The sequence below is a fragment of the Xanthovirga aplysinae genome, assembly GCF_009711365.1.
In the GTDB taxonomy this organism is placed as follows: Bacteria; Bacteroidota; Bacteroidia; order Cytophagales; family Cyclobacteriaceae; genus Xanthovirga; species Xanthovirga aplysinae.
On record NZ_SMMB01000066.1, the window covers coordinates 1 to 269 of the forward strand.

Consider the following 269-nt stretch of genomic DNA (forward strand, 5'->3'; position numbering starts at 1 on the left):
CGTCTGGTTGTGTTAGTTCAGATAGAACCCCAGTAGTAGGAACTGTTAATACTCTACCATCACAACCTGTTGTTGTTGGCGATGAAGTTTGTGATGCAGGAGAGGTATCATTAGCAGTAACAAGTCCAAATGCTGGTTATGATTATAAATGGTTTGACAGTGATCAAGCAGGAACATTATTGCATACGGGGTCAAGGTTTACTCCCTCTATAATAAGCACTACCACATATTATGTTGAGGCTGTTAATTCGTCTGGTTGTGTTAGTTCA

1 protein-coding gene is annotated in these 269 nt (G+C 40.1%); it reads left to right on the forward strand.

The annotated features are described in order from the left end of the window. On the forward strand, positions 1-269 hold a 269-nt coding region (locus tag E1171_RS22995; protein ID WP_222931255.1), incomplete at both ends, for an immunoglobulin domain-containing protein.